General features: G+C 61.7%; 15 protein-coding genes. 8 read left to right on the plus strand and 7 right to left on the minus strand.

The window, feature by feature from the left end; genetic code table 11:
* Positions 1–408: 408 nt before the first annotated feature.
* Together ACILSQ_RS31050 and ACILSQ_RS31055 are read right to left on the minus strand one after the other, a co-directional pair.
* Positions 409–885 (minus strand): REP-associated tyrosine transposase, encoded by a 477-nt coding sequence (locus ACILSQ_RS31050; RefSeq protein WP_395747598.1) that lies wholly within the window; start codon positions 883–885, stop codon positions 409–411.
* Positions 886–1,219: 334 nt separating this feature from the next.
* On the minus strand, positions 1,220–3,214 hold the full coding sequence (locus tag ACILSQ_RS31055; RefSeq protein ID WP_395747599.1) for a DUF1549 and DUF1553 domain-containing protein: 1,995 nt from the start codon (positions 3,212–3,214) through the stop codon (positions 1,220–1,222).
* 189 nt (positions 3,215–3,403) lie between these two features.
* Between ACILSQ_RS31055 and nuoF the strand changes: the two genes are divergently transcribed.
* The 5 genes from nuoF (at position 3,404) to ACILSQ_RS31080 (ending at position 8,247) form a co-directional block, all read left to right on the plus strand.
* Entirely contained in the window at positions 3,404–4,798 is a 1,395-nt protein-coding gene (gene nuoF / locus ACILSQ_RS31060) for an NADH-quinone oxidoreductase subunit NuoF (RefSeq protein WP_395747600.1), read from the plus strand.
* Positions 4,799–4,908: 110 nt separating this feature from the next.
* The gene (locus ACILSQ_RS31065) at positions 4,909–5,526 is read left to right on the plus strand and encodes a hypothetical protein (protein ID WP_395747601.1); all 618 of its coding nucleotides are present in this window, start codon (positions 4,909–4,911) and stop codon (positions 5,524–5,526) included.
* Positions 5,527–5,843: 317 nt separating this feature from the next.
* Complete coding sequence (locus ACILSQ_RS31070) at positions 5,844–6,464, plus strand: hypothetical protein (RefSeq protein ID WP_395747602.1); 621 nt, start codon at positions 5,844–5,846, stop codon at positions 6,462–6,464.
* 132 nt (positions 6,465–6,596) lie between these two features.
* Positions 6,597–7,226: a hypothetical protein gene (locus tag ACILSQ_RS31075; RefSeq protein ID WP_395747603.1), complete on the plus strand. Its 630-nt coding sequence runs from the start codon at positions 6,597–6,599 to the stop codon at positions 7,224–7,226.
* A gap of 388 nt (positions 7,227–7,614) precedes the next feature.
* Complete coding sequence (locus tag ACILSQ_RS31080; protein ID WP_395747604.1) at positions 7,615–8,247, plus strand: hypothetical protein; 633 nt, start codon at positions 7,615–7,617, stop codon at positions 8,245–8,247.
* Between the two features lie 192 nt (positions 8,248–8,439).
* Here ACILSQ_RS31080 and ACILSQ_RS31085 read toward each other — a convergent pair whose 3' ends face one another.
* A complete protein-coding gene (locus ACILSQ_RS31085) occupies positions 8,440–9,381 on the minus strand; it encodes a hypothetical protein (protein WP_395747605.1) in 942 nt (313 codons plus the stop codon).
* Between the two features lie 119 nt (positions 9,382–9,500).
* Between ACILSQ_RS31085 and ACILSQ_RS31090 the strand changes: the two genes are divergently transcribed.
* Positions 9,501–9,932 carry a hypothetical protein gene (locus tag ACILSQ_RS31090; protein WP_395747606.1) on the plus strand — a complete coding sequence of 144 codons (432 nt, stop codon included), beginning with the start codon at positions 9,501–9,503 and terminating at the stop codon, positions 9,930–9,932.
* A 16-nt stretch (positions 9,933–9,948) separates the two neighbouring features.
* Here ACILSQ_RS31090 and ACILSQ_RS31095 read toward each other — a convergent pair whose 3' ends face one another.
* On the minus strand, positions 9,949–10,107 hold the full coding sequence (locus ACILSQ_RS31095; protein ID WP_395747607.1) for a hypothetical protein: 159 nt from the start codon (positions 10,105–10,107) through the stop codon (positions 9,949–9,951).
* A 96-nt stretch (positions 10,108–10,203) separates the two neighbouring features.
* On the opposite strand from ACILSQ_RS31095, the gene ACILSQ_RS31100 reads away from it, so the two are divergent.
* A complete protein-coding gene (locus ACILSQ_RS31100; protein ID WP_395747608.1) occupies positions 10,204–11,181 on the plus strand; it encodes a BPSS1187 family protein in 978 nt (325 codons plus the stop codon).
* 18 nt (positions 11,182–11,199) lie between these two features.
* Here ACILSQ_RS31100 and ACILSQ_RS31105 read toward each other — a convergent pair whose 3' ends face one another.
* A complete protein-coding gene (locus ACILSQ_RS31105) occupies positions 11,200–11,817 on the minus strand; it encodes a hypothetical protein (RefSeq protein WP_395747609.1) in 618 nt (205 codons plus the stop codon).
* Between the two features lie 12 nt (positions 11,818–11,829).
* Positions 11,830–12,012 (minus strand): hypothetical protein, encoded by a 183-nt coding sequence (locus ACILSQ_RS31110; protein ID WP_395747610.1) that lies wholly within the window; start codon positions 12,010–12,012, stop codon positions 11,830–11,832.
* Positions 12,013–12,279: 267 nt separating this feature from the next.
* On the opposite strand from ACILSQ_RS31110, the gene ACILSQ_RS31115 reads away from it, so the two are divergent.
* On the plus strand, positions 12,280–14,460 hold the full coding sequence (locus ACILSQ_RS31115) for a prenyltransferase/squalene oxidase repeat-containing protein (protein WP_395747611.1): 2,181 nt from the start codon (positions 12,280–12,282) through the stop codon (positions 14,458–14,460).
* 240 nt (positions 14,461–14,700) lie between these two features.
* On the opposite strand, the gene ACILSQ_RS31120 is transcribed toward ACILSQ_RS31115, so the two are convergent.
* Entirely contained in the window at positions 14,701–15,132 is a 432-nt protein-coding gene (locus ACILSQ_RS31120; protein WP_395747612.1) for a ketosteroid isomerase-related protein, read from the minus strand.
* Positions 15,133–15,161: the final 29 nt, after the last annotated feature.

Here is a 15,161-nt window from a genome sequence, read left to right on the forward strand (position 1 = left end):
GTCGAGAGTTTGCCTCGGACTTCTTTCAGCCACGGCCTCGCGGCCGCTGCCTTGTCCTTCGGCTACGGTTAGCTTCCATCGCTTCCGATCAGTTCCTTTCATCTGATTAGTTCATGTTCATGCCAAGCACACTAGGGCGGCTTGTCCTCAAGCCGCCGGGTCTGGCGGGTTGCGACTGCACAGGTAGGGCATCGATCTCCGCATGCTGCACCCGCTGGACTCCGTTGCTGCCGGTCAGCGCTTGCTCATTCTCCTCGCTCTCGCGGAGGGCTGAGGACAGCCCTCCCTACCCCGCGCTGGGCGCGCGAGTACTCAGCGCGGGTAGGGCGGCTTGTCCCCAAGCCGCCGGGTCTGTTGTGTTGCAAACACCCGGGTCGGACACCGTGCATCGTTCCCTGCAATATCAAATCAGCCACGAATCAACAAACCTTCTCTGGAACATCGCCATTGATGCGGCCATTCCTCGGGGCTGGCGCACAGCCCTTTCCGCACGGGATTCTGCCGGATGTAATGATGCTTGGCGTTTTCCTCATGGCCATCACGCAAGCGATGATCAAAGAAACCGTCCTGCCACACAATTCCGAATTGCCGCGCGGTGTAGCGTTTCCAGCTTTTGAACAAATCTTCCATCACAACCTGTCGCGAAAAACTCAGCAGTGCATGCACATGATCCGGCATGAGAAGCCAGAGCGTGATGTGCCACTTCCGCTGGTCGTGGTAGAACCGCGCAGCATCCAACAATCCTTCAGCGACGGCGGGCAGAGTGAGCTGATCTGTCCCTCTTTCCGAACAGTTCACGGTGACAAAAAACAATGAGCCGTCTTCGATCCAATGAGGCACGTCGTGATGAAGTTTTTTCCGATCCGGCCGATCAGCGCCCTGCATGGGATGACAGTGCTGTTTGAGCGGTGGTATGCAAGGAGCTAATACGGACTCCGGTGCCGCCGGTCAGCGACTTGCTCATTCTCCTCGCTTTCGCGGAGGGCTGAGGACAGCCCTCCCTACCTCCGCGCTGGGCGCGCGAGTACCCAGCGCGGGTAGGGCGGCTTGTCCTCAAGCCGCCGGGTCTGTTGTGTTGCAAATACCCAGGTAGGGCATCACTCTCCGCATGCTGCACCCGCTGGACTCCGGTGCTGCCGGTCAGCGCTCGCTCATTCTCCTCGCTCTCGCGGAGGGCTGGGGACAGCCCTCCCTACCCTGCTGGGCGTGCCATGCCCTCTTAATCCACAAACAGCATCTCATTCCCCGCCAGCAGCGCCTGCGCATACTGCGCCCACACCGCGGCATCCTTCTCCCGGCCGCTGACAAACGCCTTCGCCACTTCGGCTTCACGCGCACTCGGCGCACGGCCAAAGAGGCGCGCATACACTTCCTCCACACGATGCTGCATGGCCCACTTCCCCAGCACTTCGGACTGCTGCTGCATGAAGGGGGAATTCAGTGCAAACAACCCCTGCAACGGCGTGATGGTCTCCGTGCGCCAGGGGTTGTGCGCGCCGGGATCGGGCACGTCGTGGATGCGCAGCATCGGGTCCATGTCCTGACGGTCGGCCGCGCCGTAAAGAGAGCGACGCACGTTGGCGGGAGCGCTGATGGATGACGCCGGACCACCGAGCTTGAGATCGAGCTGCCCCGTCGCGCTCAGAATCGCATCGCGCCAGGATTCCCAGTCGAGCCGGCGGCGCAGCATGCGGGCGTAGAGCTTGTTCTCCGGATCGCGCTGCTCGGACTCAGCGGCCATGCTGCTCTGCTGCCAGGTGGCGGAATTCAGAATCTCACGATGCAGCCACTTCAGCGACCAGCCGTGCTCTATGAAGCGGCCCGCGAGATCATCCAGCAGTTCCGCATGCGTGGGCGCTTCGCCGAGGTTGCCAAATTCGCTCGGCGTATCCACCAAGCCACGGCCGAAGTGGTGCTTCCACACACGATTCACGATCACACGCGCGGTCAGAGGCGCGGCATCTTCCACAATCGCCTGCGCCAGCTCCAGGCGGCCGCTGCCGGTGGTGAACTTGCGCGGCTGGCCGCTCCTGGACGGGAAGGCGGAAAGGAAGCGGCGCGGCACCACATCGCCCAGGTCGTTCGGATTCCCGCGCTTCATCAGCTCCAGGTCGCGTGCCATGCCCATCTTGTAGTCCAGCTTGGTGCCGTGCTCCTTCTCCTTGTTCACCACATACAGCGCGGCCTCTTCCACGGCATTCGCCATCGGCATGTTGAAATGCGGCGTGCCACTCTTGATGGCGGTGATCTTCGCCTCGCAGTCCTGCATCTGCTTCGCCAGGTCCGCGGGCTTTTTCTTCTTCAGGTCGGCGATCTGTTTTTCCAGCGATGCCACATCCGCACGCGCCTTGGCCACGGGCTTCCACAGTTCGTCCTTCATCGTCGGCAGCTCGGAGATCTTCACGGAGGCGAAGACACCGGCCAGCGCATAATAATCCTGCGCACTGATGGGGTCGGACTTGTGATCATGGCAGCGCGCACAGGCCAGCGTGAGGCCCAGGAAGGTGCGGCCGATCGCATCCACATGCTCCTCCCATTCATCCGCCACCGTCGTCTTGATGATCTCCGGCGGGAGCTGCAGCTCCTTGAAATACGTGGGGCTCAGGCCCAGGAAGCCCAGCGCCACGCGGTCCTGCGGCTTCGAGTCAGGAAGGAAATCCGTGGCCAGCTGACGCAGCACGAAACGGTCATACGGCATGTCCTCGTTCAGCGCCTGCACCACCCAGTCGCGGTAGAGGTAGGAGTACTTGGTGGAGTCCAGCCAGTTCGGCGTTTCATCCGCATAGCGCGCCAGGTCCAGCCAGTGCCGCGCCCAGCGCTCCCCGTAGTGCGGGCTGCGCAGCGTGGCGTCCACCGTGCGTCCCCAGTCGGTGAGGGCGGCATCTGAAGTACCCGGGCCATTCCTGGCCCGTCCGGCCCCCTCCGCCACCGGCGGCAGCCCCGTCAGATCAAAAGCCAGCCTCCGCTGCAGCACCCGCTCCTCCGCCCGCGGCGCAGGCTTCAGCCCTGCCGCCTCCATCTTCGCGAGAATATAGTAATCAATGCGCGTCTGCGGCCACGCGCTGTCCTTCACCTTCGGCAGCGGCCCGCGCTTCAGCGGCGCAAAGGACCACGGCACCGGCTTCGGCCCTTCGTCCTTCTTAGCCACAGCCACGCCCCCCGCTGCGAGGAGAAGCAGGGACAGGCACAGGGAGCTGGAGGCGGAGAGGCGCACCCCCAAAGTACAGCGCTCAGGGTGCCAAGCTTTCCAGAAAATAGATCTTATAAGACCTATCCGGCAGCTTGGCTCATGCCTCCCGCCCTTCGTCATTCCTCATTCTGGTTTCGTCATTTCCTCTCCCCGCTTGTGAAATTTTTCACAAATCCCAGTTGCCCAGCTTATTCACACTCGGATACTGGCCCCATGGCCTCCCCTGTCCAGTACCTTCCCGGCAAAGAACCCCATGCGCGTGAAAAGCGCCTGATCTTCAAGAACATCGACCGCGCCGGATACAATCCGTCCATCGAGTGTTACCTGGAGAATGGCGGGTATGAGCAGCTTAAAAAGGCCTTCAAGATGGAGCGCAGCGCCATCACCAATGAGGTGAAGGCCAGCGGACTGCGCGGCCGTGGCGGTGCGGGCTTCCCCACCGGTGTGAAGTGGGGCTTTATTCCGCCCACGAACACGAAGCCGGTCTATCTCATCTGCAACGCGGACGAATCCGAGCCCGGCACCTTCAAGGACCGCTACATCATGCATCAAGATCCGCATCAGCTGATCGAAGGCATGACCATCGCCTGCTTCGCCGTCGGCGCAAAACTCTCCTACATCTATGTGCGCGAGGAGTTCCCCTACGCCGCGAAGATTCTCGAAAAGGCCATCGCTGAAGCGCACGAAAAAGGCTTCCTCGGCAAGAACATCCTCGGCTCCGGCTTTGACTGCGAGATCTACGTGCACCGCGGCGCGGGCGCCTACATCTGCGGCGAGGAAACCGGCCTCATCGAATCCCTCGAAGGCAAGCGCCCCTACCCGCGCATCAAGCCACCCTATTTCCCCGCGGCGCTGGGCCTCTACATGAGCCCCACCATCGTGAACAATGTGGAATCCCTCTGCCACGTGAAGCACATCCTCGAGATGGGCGGCGCGGAGTACGCCAAGCTCGGCACGCCGAACAACACCGGCACCCGCATCCTCTGCGTGAGCGGCGACGTGCAGAAGCCCGGCTACTATGAAGTCGAAGTCGGCAAAGTCACCATGGGAGAGGTCATCAACGATCTCTGCGGTGGCCTCAAGCCCGGGCGCAAATTGAAAGCCATCATCCCCGGCGGCAGTTCCTCCAAGGTGCTGCGTGCCGATGAAAAGTACAAGCTCAAGGACGGCCGCGAGCTCGGCATCATGGACATCCCCATGGACTTCGACACCATGGCCCAGTGCGGCACCATGGCCGGCTCCGGCGGTGTCATCATCATGGACGACAGCCGCAGCATGACCTGGGTCATCAACAACCTCAACGCCTTCTACGCGCACGAGTCCTGCGGCCAGTGCACCCCCTGCCGCGAAGGCAGCCTGTGGATGAAGAAAATCAGCGACCGCATCGTGGGCGGCGACGCCAGCCCCGATGACGTGGACACCCTGGAGACCGTGGCCAACCAGATCGAAGGCAAGACCATCTGCGCCTTCGGCGAAGCCGCCTCCTGGCCCACCCAAAGCTTCATCAAAAAGTTCCGCGACGAACTCAAGTCCGACTGCAAACCCGACCTCACCGGGAAGATTGTGAATGAAGAGACGCTGGTGGCCGCTGCGGCGTTGGTGAAGTGAGGCGAGTGCCAGTGAGGTGCTGCGCGGGTGGTATTCTGAACTCGACAGAGAGAGGCTCTGTCGGGTAAAACGGCGGTATGAAAGAGTCCGCCCCAGACGATCGCCTACCCTTGAGCTGGATCGTAATCGCTACAGTTGTGGGTGGGGTTGTTGTAATCTTGTTTTGCCTTATCTTTGTTTTGCCCCGGTGGTTCCTTACGGACTACCCGACTGGTGAATACGGGCGAACACAGGCGCAGATCAAAGACCTTCGGTACGCCATTCAAGTATACGATGTGGATTACAACCGCTATCCCCTTTCATCCTCCGTCTTGTCCGCTGCGGACGGCAAGGACATCTCGACGCGTTCGCGAGGCCAGATACTGCCCATGCTCATCGGCAATGAAAACGCTCCGCAAGGCAAAATGCAGATGAACCCCAAAGACATCAGATACATCGTCCTACCTAAAGCCCAGAACCACAAATCCGGCACCTGGCAGGACGGCAGTGAACTGGTGCTCAGCGACCCCTGGGGCGAGCCATATTACATCGTGCTCGATACCAACAATGACCACCAGATCGCCAATCCTGAATACGGCGCGGACCCGCCGGCCCCAGACTATGAGAAACGGGGCCAGGCCTCTTCACCGCCCAAAACACTGCCTTTGGAAATACTCATTTACTCCTCAGGCCCGGATCGCGATCCGAAGACATGGCACGACAATGTTTGTTCGTGGTACCCGCGTTGATCGAAATCGCGATACCGGAAACCTTCCCTTCTATCCGAAGCCATGTCCCAACGCAGCGGGCTGAAGGCCCGCAGGATTCAGCCCAGGGCGCAGCGCAGCAAGCCCTGGGTCACGCATGAAAATTTCCCTCCCCGCCGAAGGTCGCGCTCTGAAGGAGCGCGGGAGAGGAACGCACAGGCCAGGAGCGGATGAAAATCCAGCCACGTGGGAGGACAATCAGCCGCCGGGTTTTACGAAGTAGTTTGTGACAGGACCACGAGCCGTCTGCGTCCATTCAAAACTCGACAACCCAAGCTCCTTCCGGTTAAAACGGGGACATGAGCCAGGGCACTCCGTACCATGACCCCCTCGACCTGAAAAAGAATGGCTGCCTCTGGCTTCTGGTCATCGCGGGGACCATCGCAGGGGTCATCATGCTGCCCCAGGGCCTGGAAATCTTTTTCGGCAAAGGGCACAAGAAGCTCCATCCTCAGACCATTTTTAAAGCCATCGCAGGCGCTGTGGCATCGTATGAAACCGAGTACGGGCACTTTCCCATCCCGGAATCCGACTGGCACGGCCCCGATGTTTCCCTGCGCACTCGCGGCCCTGTGGTGCCGGCGCTTTTGGGCAAAGAGGGCCCGCTCAATCCCAAGAGCATCAAGTTCATCGACTTCCCCCAGGCCACGGACCGCAAGGGCGGCCAGTGGCAGGACGGAGCCGAATGGGTGATCAGCGACGCCTGGGGCGAGCCCTACTACATCACCCTCGACACCAACGGAGACGGCAGGATCGCCAACCCGGAATGTGCCGCCGACAGGTCTGATCCGGAATATCGAAAGCGCGAAAAATTCCCCTCCCCTGCGGAGCTGCCATTGACCATCATTGTCTATTCCGCAGGCAAAGATCGCGATCCCAAAACGTGGCACGACAACCCCTGCTCCTGGCGGTCGCGTTAAGGCAGCCCCTGTCGCGATAGCGGCACAGATGCCCCTCCCCGCACAGGCCGGCAAGTCCGCACATTCGCGCTACGACACGCCGCCGTAGGCGGAAGCTCGACAGCGGATGGCTCGTGCAGCTAAAATAGTGGCATGAGTGATCAAGTGCGTAGTGACCGCATGGCAGGATATGCTCGCCTGGGAAAGGGCATGCTGATCGCTGCAGCCGTTGTCCTGGGGATGTTTGTGCTCCTCATCATCCATTATTCTTCATACATAACGGACTCAGGCAGCCACACGGTCAGCGTTAGAGGCGACATCAGAGCTTTAAAGACTGCCCTCCATTCCTACGAGGTCGACTATCACCACTTCCCAATTCCGCAGAATGGCAAGCCCACTGAAGACTTTCAAACACGCTCCCGCGGAGTGCTGCTGCAGGTCTTGCTGGGAGAAAACATCTCGATGCTCAATCCACAAGAGGTCAGATACGACGAGTTCCGCAAAGCCAAAGGACACAGGCACGGTCTCTGGCAGGATGGCACGGAATGGGTGCTCAGCGACTACTGGTGCGAGCCTTTCCACATCATTCTCGACACCAACAAGGATGACCAGATCGCCAATCCTGAATTCGGAGCGGATCAGTCAAACTCAGAGCATGCGGCGAAGAGCAAATCCCATCCGCCGCCTGAGATGCTGCCATTGCACGTGCTGGTGTACTCCTCCGGTCCGGATCGTGATCCCAAAACGTGGCGGGACAATGTTTGCTCCTGGCGCGCGCATTGATCGAACATCACGACACCGGAAACCTTCCCTTTTGTCCGAAGCCATGTCCCAACGCAGCGGGCTGAAGGCCCGCAGGATTCAGCCCAGGGCGCAGCGCAGCAAGCCCTGGGTCACGCATGAAAATTCCCACCCCGCCGAAGGTCGCGCTCTGAAGGAGCGCGGGAGAGGGATCACATGGCCCAGAGCGCCCTGGCATGGCAGCCCATCTGTGCGCGCCCGCGCCGCCTTTCCCGCGTTCCTTCAGAGCGCATCCTTGAAAACGAATCCTGGGGCATTCATAACCCAGGGCTTGTCGCTGCGCGCCTGCGCCCCGGGCTGACTCCGGCGGGCCTTCAGCCCGCGGGAAACATTCTTGCCCATCCCACACTCCTCCCCACATTCCCATCCCATGACACGCTCCACCGCCATGCGCACCGCGAAGATCGCCGCTGCTGTGTTCGGGCCGCTGTCTTTGATGCTCTGTTATCTCACGGTGGTTCATGAGTGGTGGAGTTCTTACTGGCTGGCGCTGCTCATCGGCTCCGTCCTGATCTCCTGCTCCCCCTCCCTGTGCGCCGATCCTATCGTCGAAGACGAAACCGACCGGTCGCTACGGAACAAATTCCTCGACGTCATGGCCGTCCTCTCCGGCCTCGGTGTGGTTTGGGTGTCGCGGAGTTCTTACTGGATGGTGCCGCTCATCTTGTCTCTGCTGGCCTTCTGTTCCCCGGCCCTGCGCGCGGATCCCAGCGCCGAAGGTAAGGAAGCCACGCGTGAGTGGCGGGACAAAAAGAGCTTCTACATCCTGCTCGTCCTCATGGTCCTCAGCTTTGGCTTCATCATTCCATGGCAGCTCAACCGCCCCGAAGTTCACGCCTTCCTCACCTCCCTCAAACCGCAGCTCAAAGACTGGAAACCCACCACCGCCGTGGCGCTCCTGTGCCTGATGATGGTGCGCGTGGGCCTGCGCAAGGCGCTGGCCTTCCAGGCCGCCGATCTCTCCCCCCACCTGCGGCGGGCCGTGCAGGCACGCCCTCGATGAATCCTGCATCATCCTGTGAATCCTGTTTCAGGGTGCCGCGTTGAATGGAATCCCCAATTTCTCCGAGGCGCTTGATTCGAAGGCTTCCAGGCAGAGAGGCTTCGCCCGCGGAATGAAAGACCTGTTTTTTACCACATCATGGCATGATCATGGCATGAAAGACCATGACCAAGTAGGAGACCGCCGCTCAGGTCAGAGGCTGCTACTGGGGGCGGCCAGTCCCAGCACCAGGACGAGCACGATGCCGAAAAGCGCCATCAGAAACAGGCCGCTGTGCGGCGTGAGCTCAAAGTCACGCAACACCTGGCACCAGTGAGGCAGAGGGGTGGGCGTCAGCACCGTTTTGGCCCCTTTCAGCTCGGCCAGGGGCGGGTAGCCCGGCGGGAGCACCACACCGAGGTCCGCCAGCTTGCGCCGGTAGGGCGCGGCCTCGGGGTTTTCCAGCCACCAGCTTTGCGCGCGCTCATACCAGCCGGGCCGGGTGCCCGCCGCCTTGATCTCCGCCGCCAGGCCCGGCCTCTCCCGCAGCACGGCATGCAGGGCGCCGGCCACGTCGTATTTGATCGCGCTGGGGACGCCCAGTCCTAAATGTCCGGGTGGAATGGGGCCGGTCACCTCCGGGTTGCGGCTGTCAAACAGGAAGCGGCCCAGTTGCACAATGCAGTCGTCATCGCCGATGGCCCGCAGCGTGGTCAGATCTGCCCTCCTGGCAATGTCCTGGCCGCCCATGATCGCCAGCAGGGCGAAGCGGTCTCCCACAAAACGCGGCAGCCCGGGCATCTGCCGCAGCCGCTCCAGCGCACGCCGTTCCACCTCCAGATTGAGCTCCCGCCGCTGCTCCTCGGTGTACTGCGTTTTTTGCACTTCCTCCGGGGTGTTCCAGCGCGGATACCCAAACTGGCGCGCCTTGGCACGGCCGTAGTAGGTGCGCAGCAGGGCCGCTTCATTCAGGGCAAAGGCTTCATCAATGGGGCTGAAATCATGCTGCTGATTGATCAGCCCCGTGGCGCGCTGCTCCTCGTCCAGACGCCATTGCGGATCTTTTTTGTCAAACTCCTGCGCAGCCAGCGGCAGGCCTCCCAGCAGAGCCAGCAGGCCGAGGCAGGTCTTGAGAATGCGTTGCGTGTGCGGCATGAGATTGAGTTCATTCTAGGCCGGACGTGCCGGCGCGGTCACGCCCAAACTTGCCCCCCACCTTCCCACCCGGCGGGGCCGCTCGCCACGGGTCCGAGGAAAGCAAATCGCGCCAGGCCATGATCAATCTTGCTGAAAGTGACCGCAGCCTCATTGAGGCTTTTGACAGGTGCATTGCCGAGCACCTGCGATCAGGCGTTGCCATCAAATTCCTGTGGATCCACGTGCTCGCAAATCACGGAGAAGTTCATTTCTATCCCACGGAACGTGCTGACATACAGCATCCGGAAGACGAATTGCTCGGGGCAATCGTGGGGCACACGGCGGAAATCCAAGAGTGGCAGAACGGCTGCGAGTTTCGGCTGCCGGACGGAACCGCGGCCACAGCCAGGGACGCCCGCGAAAGGCAGCAGATCATAGCAGCCCATGTGGCGAGGACTCTTTTCCAAAGAGCCTCCGCTCAGGATCCTGCTTCGGTGCCCGCCAGGATCGTGCTGCACAGCGAATCAGGAGAGTTCGAAACCGCCTGGGAAACGCCAGGTCTTCCATAGCAGGCGCGAGCCTCCCTCACTCCGCCCTCCGCACCACCCGCACGGCATAAATCTTTTCCGTCAGCTCAGGCAGCTTCACCGGCTCCTTGTCATCGCGCAATGGATCACGCGCGAGGTATTCCAGACCGTCTTTGCCGACGATGACGCACCCGTGTTGTTCCTGCGTGGCCTTCAAGACAAGGAAAGACGAAGATCATTGTGCGAGGCCTGCACAGGTGGTAGAACGGCAGCCTTGTTGACAGTCGATTAAGCAAGTCTCCATAATGCGCTCATGAAAACCATCGGCACCGCACTCCTCGCGCTCGCGCTGGTGGCACATGCGGAGGTGACCACCTTTCCCATCGTCCCCTCCGCGACCGATCCGCAGATCAAGCAGTTCGATGACCCGCACTGGATCTATGTGAACCACGACCTCGTAACGGGCTCCCAGGCAAATGGCGTGCAGGACCGGCATGAACTGCTGCTCTGGCTGACGGGAACCGGTGGCCAGGGGCACGATGCCCAGGGCTTTTCCAAGCTGGCCGCCGACCTCGGTTATCATGTGGTCACGCTCATGTTTCCGAATGATCTTCCGGCCTCGGCCTGTGCACGCGACAGCAACCCAAAGGGCTTTGAAGACCTCCGCATGGCCATCATTCAGGGCGGCCATGCCACCTATCAGGACGGTCGCAAGGAGCTGACCATTACGCGGACGGAATGCATCGAAAGCCGGCTGATCAAAGCGCTCCAGTTCCTGCAAGAAAAGCGGCCCAGGGAAAACTGGGCGCAGTTTCTCAAGGCGGACGGCTCCATCCACTGGGAAGCCATCGCCGTGGCCGGTCAATCCCAGGGCGGAGGCCATGCCGCGCTGATCGGGATCAAACACCGCGTCGCGCGCGTGCTGTGTTTTGGCGCACCCAAAGATTACAATCAAAAGCTGAACGCACCCGCAGCCTGGTATGGGCTGGAATCCGCAACGCCCAAAGACCGTTTCTTCGCCTTCAATCATCATCAAGATCCCAAGGGCTGCACGCCGGAGCAGTTGTTAATCAATCTCAAAGCACTCGGCCTGGCCGCTTCAGTCCCGCCTGCGGAGGTGGATTCAGAAGCCCTCCCCTTCCACCACGCGCGGATACTTTATACCAGTTACCCGGCCGTGACCATCACGGGCGTGGACAGCGAAGGAGCCAGGACGGCTCACGGCTCGGCTATTCTCACCAAACACGCAGAGCGCTGGAAACAAGTCTGGACCTACATGCTGACTGAATGAACCCGGTCGGCCGGACTCTCACTCCGTCTTCCGGATCACCCGCACCGCATAGATCTTTTCCGTCAGCTCTGACAGCTTCACCGGCTTCGGGTCATCACGCAGCGGGTCGCGCGCCAGGTATTCCAGGCCCTCCTTGCCCACGATGATGCACCAGTGCTGGATGCCGCCGAGGAGAAAGTATTTCACCACGGGGTAGGCACCCTGCTCCAGAGCCTTGTCCATCACCTTGTGGCTGGCGGCGGGGTGGAACTCGGCGGTGAGCTTGCTCTCCGTCACCTTCGGGATGGCGTTCCAGACCACCCAGCCTTGAGGCAGGAAGCCATCGGCCTTTTTCAGGCGCTCGTTGAGTTCCTTGGGGGTGAGCTCCACGCCGAGATCGCAGCAGGCCATGGCAATGCTGGAAACCAGGCAGCCGTGGCTGCCCAGGGTGCCGGTGGAGGTGCCGAGCTGGTCATCCGCCCAGCGTTTGTCCCTTTGCAGGTGCGTTTTGCCACCATCCGGAAGGCGGAGGTGCAGGTCTTTGCCGCCCGTGGAGGCAATGGCCGGCGCCATGCGAGCCCAGCAAGTGCGGAGAAACACGCAGCCAGTCCCCAGCGTCACCAGAGCCAGCAGGCCGAGGATGGCATAGCGGCGCATGGGACGGAGCTCTTAGTGGCCCTTTTTCTCGCTGTGGTCGGTGGGGCCAGCGTGGGCGTTGCCATGCACTTCGCCTTTGTGGGCCTCGTGCATGCCTTCATGCAGCACCTGGGTTTCCTTCCACGTGTGCTTCCCGCAGGAAGTGGAGGAAAGGACGACGGCGGCGGCGCAAAGGAGGAACAGGGCGGTTTTCATGTGAAATGGGTGGCGCATCCTATCGGTGGAGCCTCGTCGTGCAAATGCATTTCTGGCCCGATCAAAAGGCCGCCATGGCAGCCAGCCCCCGTTTGCCGGAGGGGCTGCAGCGCCAACCGGCGTCGGCGGAACGGGTTCAGGGGCGTTTTTGAAGGCCTGTCACCGCCGTTCTTCCTTCGCAGTTCGTTGACGGACTGTGCAAATTCATCTTGTCGGATGCGCGGGCCAACGTGTATATAGGACGCAGACCAACAGCATCTCCTCGAAATGAACCCCTCGCAGCCAGGAAATCCGCAGAATCCGCAGCCGCCAGCGAACCCCGGCGCCACGCAGCCGTTGCCGCATGGCTACCCACCGCCGCAGGGCTATCCGCCGCAGATGCCGGGCTATCCGCAGGGTTATCCGCCGCCCCAGGGCTATCCGCCGCAGATGCCGGGTGGCTATCCTCCGGGCTACCCACCGCAGATGCCTGGTGGCTACCCTCCGGGCTATCCGCCGCAGATGCCTGGTGGTTACCCTCCGGGCTACCCGCCGCAGATGCCCCAGGGTTATCCGCCACCGCAGGGTTACCCGCCGCAGATGCCAGGCTATCCGCCCGGCTACATGCCGCAGATGCCCATGCCGGCCATGCCGCCGCCGCCCGCGCCTTCGCCTGCGGCACCGCCACCTGCCACTCCCAAGCCCGCCAGCGCCGCCGTGCCCGTCGCGGCTGCCATGCCTGTGCCTGCCGCCGTGGCTCCGGCCATGCCTGTGCCCTCCGGTGGGATCCCGGCCGCACCCGTCGCTGAAGCCGTTCTGGCCGTCCCGGCAGACGATCCTGATGGTGCCCCTGTGCTCATCGAGCACCATGAAGGCGAAGTCTATCACCCGCCCGCGCTCACCCACATCGAGACCGGTCCTCCGCCCAACAAGTTCGTGCAGATGTGGCGCAAGGCTGGTGCCAGCTCCCTGATGCTGAGCATTCTCATCCACGCCGGCCTCGGTGTGCTTGCCCTTTTCATCGTCTTCACCACGGGTGTGATGGACAAGCAGGTGGACTTCCTGCCCGGTGGCGGCACCGCCCAGGGCGCGCAGGCCAGCGCCGATCTGCAGCACAAGGTGCAGCAAAAGAAGCGCAGCACCATCAACAAGCAGATGCCCATGAAGAAGCTGGTCAGCACCAGCACGAATGCCTCCATCACCCTGCCTGAGGCCCCGCCAGACTCCCTGGACATGCCGGACGTCAGCGCCATGATGGGCGGTGGTGCTTTGGGTGCCAGCGGTGGCTTCGGCGCCGGCGGTGCCGGTGGTGGCTTTGGCAAAGGCATGGGCATGGGCGCGGCCAATGGCTTCGTGACCCTGCCGCCCTCCATGCGCAGCCGCTGCTCCACTCAGGAGCGTCTGGAAAAACTGCGTCAGAACGGCGGCACCCCCGAGTGTGAGGCCGCGGTGAGCGCCTCCCTCGAATGGCTCAAAACCCAGCAGAACGCCGACGGCTCCTGGGGCCGTGGCAACAAGTGCGCCATGACCGGCCTGGCCCTGCTCTGCTTCCTGGGCCGCTGCGAAACGCCCGAGTCCCCCTTCTACGGCGACAACGTCATGAAGGGCATCATGTTCCTGCTCGAAGTCGGCAAAAAGAATCCCTATGGCATCTTTTCCGAAACCGGCTGGAAGGGCAAGGCCAACGGCGGCAACGGCGGCGCCGGCACCTATGAGCACGGCATTGCCACCTATGCGCTCGGTGAAATGTACACCCTCGCGCGTCTCGGCAGCAAGTCTCTCCCCGGCATGCGTGAGGCCTTTGAAAAAGGCGTCAAAACCATCATCGAAAACCAGACGCCGAAAGGCGCCTGGGCCTACGGCGGCCCCGACCAGATCGTTTACAACAAAGCTGGCGGCGCCGACCTCTCCGTGGTGGGCTGGCAGTTCCAGGCGCTCAAGGCCGCCAAGAACACCGGCCTGAAAATCGAAGGCCTGCACAGCTGCATTGGCAAGATGACCGACTACCTGGAAACCATGCAGACGAAGGACGGCGGCTTTGGCGGCACCAACCGTGACGCCCACTACAACCAGTGGAGCCTCTCCGGCGTGGGCATCCTGGGCCTGCAGACCATGGCCAAGGGCAAGACCACCGCGATCAAGAAAGGCATCAAGTTCCTGCGCGAATTCATCACCGCCGAGCCTCTGGACTGGAACAAGAACTGCAACCTCTACTGCTGGTACTACTACACCCAGGCCTTCTTCCAGCAGGGCGGAGACGACTGGAAGTTCTACAATCAGCAGTTCCTCCCGCAGATCCTCAGCGCCCAGCAGGCAGACGGCTCCTTCAAGCACGGTCGCCCCAACTGGCCCGCCGGCGACGCCGCGGATGCCATCTACCGCCAGTGCCTCTGCACCCTTCAGCTCGAGGTGTACTACCGCTACCTCAAAGTCGGCGACCGCGAAGAGTCCTCCTTCTTTGACAAGTAAGTTTGGCGTGATGGCAAGCCTCTGAAGTACGATGGTCACTCCTGACCGTCGCTCAGCGTTACCGCCAGCCCCCATCATTCCCAAGAAGCCCCCGACGCCGCCACATCAACGGCATGGGTTTGCCCAGCGCTTGTTTGCAGTAAAGAGTGAATCAGTGTGCCTGCGGGAATGGTGATGGACGGTCAGGAGAGCCGAGTCTCTGCAAGACAGGCGCAGCCAGACCATCGTACTCTTTCTCTCTCACGCCCCCACCTGCCGCAGCCACTCTTCCAGGTTGTAGTAGTTCGTCACGCGGCGGACTTTGCCCTCCTGCAGATCAAAGAACGCGCCCACGCGCAGGCGGTAGCGCTGCCCGGTGGCGGGAGGCAGCCCCTCGTCAGTGGAAAGGTATTCCCCTTCGATGAAAAACTCCGCCGCGCCGCGGGCGCCGTCTTCCGAGGCGAACACCACGAGATCACGCACCTGCTCGCGGTAGCAGCGGTCCATGCGCGCGAGAAAAGCCTTGAAAGCCTCGCGTCCCGTTTCCGCACCACCCTGGTTGATGTCATGCACCACATCTTCAGTCAGCAGCGCCAGAAAGGCGGCGCGGTCGCCGGAGTTGAAAGTGCTGTAGTAAGACTGGATGAGAGCGAGCGCTTGTTGCTGAGGTGTGTCCATGGAAAGGCGGAGCATGAATTCGGCAGCGCCAGCGTCAATCAAAT

It is taken from the genome of Prosthecobacter sp., from assembly GCF_044227185.1.
In the GTDB taxonomy this organism is placed as follows: Bacteria; Verrucomicrobiota; Verrucomicrobiia; order Verrucomicrobiales; family Verrucomicrobiaceae; genus Prosthecobacter.